Genomic DNA, 3688 nt, shown 5'->3' on the forward strand with positions numbered 1-3688 from the left:
AAAATGGATGAAATCAGTGAAGAGGAAGCGGCATCCGTTTGATATAGCAATTATTTAATATTCGTTATACTAGATATCTTAAAGAGAAAGAAGCAAGAGTTAAAATTTCGCAGAAAAGATTTTTTAATGAGGAATTGACATCGATTTTTGCAGAGAATAGAAATGTCATGCGCTATGTAATTGATGCATGTAATGTATGGATTGAAAATTGTATTTTGCTACAGCATGATGTTGACATCAAATCGATTGATATAAAAAAGATGTTCGTGTTAGATAGAGCGTTGTTAAGTGATTTATTACTATATGGTATTGCGTCTCATACGATGTCTCTGCTGATGCTTTCAAGAAACAAAGATATGAAATGTCCATATTATGGAATAAATGTGGATACTAAAAAAATAATTCCGATTGAACCGATAAAATATCATCCATATATTTACTATGATACTGTTATTACAGGAAATCAAAATATTTTGTCGCCTATACCATTAACTGCAGATGCAAATGATACTGATTTTGGTAAAGGATTTAAGAAAGAAACTGACATAGAGTTTTTATTGTTTTTAGCTACGGTTTACGCTTTCCAGGCTAATGAACTGAATTCTGATGATAAATCTCTTAGAATAATATCGAAAAAAGAGTTTATTAACATTGTTGAGCATAGTACTAATCCGGCTATTTCAGGAAGTGTATTTTTTGATAATTTCGTGCTTTCAAAGGAAAAACTTCAAAATCACCTCCGAAAAGATGAATGTATAATCTGGGTCATGGGTGCCAATAAATACAGATTGGAACTGAGACCATTTATATGCTTAGATGATGAAAATATTATTGTCCCATATGGAACATTGGAGCAAGCAAAGCAACTATGGGTTTCGTATCAAAGCAATGGGGGAATGTGTTATACTCACCCGGCAAAAATGGATCCTATTAAAGAGAGTCTGGATAGAAAGAATACAGAATTATCGAATGTGTTACTTCAACGAATAAGAGAAACCTTATTGGCAAGCTACACTAATCCGACAGTTAATTTGGTAGATGTAAGATATGATCGTATTTTCGGGGAAAAAGAAATTGATTATGGAGATTATGATGTAATATTTTTCTCTTCAGAAGCGAAAGAATTATTTTTGATTGAAGCGAAGTATTTTTCGGATTCTCTTAATGCCAGTGGTATAGTTACAGATTATGAAAAAATGTACCAGGCAAATGGTTATTATGATCATTGTAGGCATCGTTATGATTTGGTGATTAAGGAAAAAGAAAAACTAAAAGAGTTTTTAGGAATAGAGGATTCTGTTAAACTTCATATGTTATTTGTTTCTTCAAAACCTTTAGAGATGGATTTGAAGGATGAGGATGAGATGGTTACTATTTTGCCATTGGATCTGTTAGATATGTATCTGCATGGAAAACTTCTGGATGGCGAAACTGGAAACATAGTAGAAACAAAGTGGGTGATATAATTGAATTTCTACCATCTAAAATATGGCAGAAAAAATTGTTAGACCTATCTTGACATACGCTGATGAGGCTCATCATAGTTCTGCAGACAGCTATAAAAAAATTATGAATTATTTCAAACCGAGGTTATGGCTGGGGATGACAGCAACACCGGATAAGCGTGATGATAATCTGGAAGGCAGAAATATTTACGAGATATTTAATCATCAGATTGCATATGAAATTCGTTTGCAGGATGCGATGAAAGAGGACTTGCTGTGTCCATTTCATTACTTTGGAATTACTGATCTGGAAGTCATTGCTGATGCTGGAAAATCGTCTGAGGAAAAATTTGAAAATTTTAAATATCTGACATCTGATGAACGGGTTTTAAATGTGATGAAACAGGCAAAATTCTTTGGCTATAGTGGGGAAAGAGTAAAAGGTTTGATTTTCTGCAGTCGTATTGATGAGGCAAGAGAATTGTCTGCGAAATTTAATGAAAAAGGTTGGAGAACGCTTGTGTTAAGCGGAAGTGATTCAGAAACTGTAAGAGCCGCAGCGGTTGAACGACTTGCTGGCGATGAGGCAGAAGATGCGTTGGATTACATCATTTCTGTGGATATATTCTCAGAAGGTGTGGATGTTCCTGAAATTAATCAGGTAATTATGCTTCGCCCAACCGAATCACCGATTATTTTTATCCAACAGTTAGGACGCGGACTCCGCAAAGCTGAGGATAAAGAATATGTGGTTGTTATTGATTTCATTGGTAATTATCGTAATAATTTTATGATTCCAATTGCACTTTCTGGAGATAGAAGCTATAACAAAGATAATATTCGTCGTTATGTAACTGAAGGCGGCCGTGTGATTCCAGGCGCAAGCACAATTCATTTTGACGAAATTTCTCGTAAAAGAATTTTTCAAGCAATTGATAATGCAAACTTTAATGACATTAAATTAATCCGGGAGAATTATATGAATCTGAAAAATAAACTGGGGCATATTCCGGCACTTGCAGATTTTGACAAATACGGAGAGATGGATGTACTTAGGATTTTTGATAATAATAGTCTGGGATCTTATTATAAGTTTCTTGTGAAGTATGAAAAAGAATACACAACTCGCTTATCAAAAGATGAAGAAACCGTAATAGAATTTGTTTCAAAGAAATTGGCAAATGGAAAACGAATTCATGAGTTGGAAATGTTAAAGCGGCTGCTTAAATATCAAAATGGAATCATGGATTTGTTAAAGAAATCATTACACGATAATTATAATTGTTCGATGAATGATAATTGTGCTGAAAATGTTGTAAACATGATGACAAATGAATTTCCTACAAGTGCTGCTAAGAAGACGTATTCTCAGTGTGTATTTCTGGAAAAAGACGGTTCTGATTATAAGGTGTCTAAGTTGTTTTCAGAGATGTTACAAAACAAAGATTTTTATCGCATTTTGGAAGAACTTATTGATTTTGGGATTTTACGATATAAAGACAATTTCAGTATGAGATATCAAGATACGGATTTAGTTCTTTATCAGAAATATACATATGAAGATGCCTGTCGTTTGTTAAATTGGAAAAGAAATGAGGTTCCATTGAATATCGGTGGGTATAAGTATGATAAGAAAACAAAAACCTTTCCAGTATTTATCAATTATGATAAACAGGATGATATTAGTGATACAACAAAATATGAAGACCATTTTACAAGTTCCGATCATTTGATTGCTATTTCCAAAAGCGGACGGAGTATTGAATCAGAAGATGTGCAAAATTTCCTGAAGGCAAAAGAACGTGGCATAGATGTGCAGCTTTTTGTAAGGAAAAATAAAGATGATAAAATTTCAAAAGAATTTTATTACCTTGGAAGAATGACTTCAACAGGAGCAGTAAAAGAATTTGTAATGCCAAATACTGATAAAACAGCAGTAGAAATAGAATGGGCATTGGACACCCCAGTGAGAGAGGATATTTACGAATATATTGTAAATGGATAATAAAAATAATAGGAGAGAAAAAAATGAAAACAATTAGAGTAGTGGCAGCAATTTTGATTGATAATGAAAAAGTATTTGCAACTCAGCGAGGATACGGAGAGTTCAAAGATGGTTGGGAGTTTCCTGGAGGGAAAATTGATGTAGGGGAGACTCCAGAAGAAGCACTAGTATAACGAATATTAAATAATTGCTATATCAAACGGATGCCGCTTCCTCTTCACTGATTTCATCCATTTTA

1 protein-coding gene and 2 pseudogenes are annotated in these 3688 nt (G+C 33.6%); all 3 read left to right on the top strand.

Going from position 1 to position 3688, the window contains the following annotated elements; all coding sequences use genetic code 11:
- Nucleotides 1–167 precede the first annotated feature (167 nt).
- Complete coding sequence (locus tag NSA57_RS19270; protein WP_257465834.1) at nt 168–1466, top strand: hypothetical protein; 1299 nt, start codon at nt 168–170, stop codon at nt 1464–1466.
- A 61-nt stretch (nt 1467–1527) separates the two neighbouring features.
- Nucleotides 1528–3450, top strand: a pseudogene (locus NSA57_RS19275) (DUF3427 domain-containing protein); the annotation flags it as partial.
- A gap of 23 nt (nt 3451–3473) precedes the next feature.
- Nucleotides 3474–3620, top strand: a pseudogene (locus NSA57_RS19280) (NUDIX domain-containing protein); the annotation flags it as partial.
- Nucleotides 3621–3688 lie beyond the last annotated feature (68 nt).

It is taken from the genome of Blautia caecimuris (assembly GCF_024622975.1).
In the GTDB taxonomy this organism is placed as follows: Bacteria; Bacillota; Clostridia; order Lachnospirales; family Lachnospiraceae; genus Blautia_A; species Blautia_A caecimuris.

What these genes read in the sequence shown, in the direction of transcription:
- NSA57_RS19270 (WP_257465834.1), top strand. Translation starts at nt 168, where the DNA reads ATGCGCTATGTAATTGATGCATGTAATGTATGGATTGAAAATTGTATT.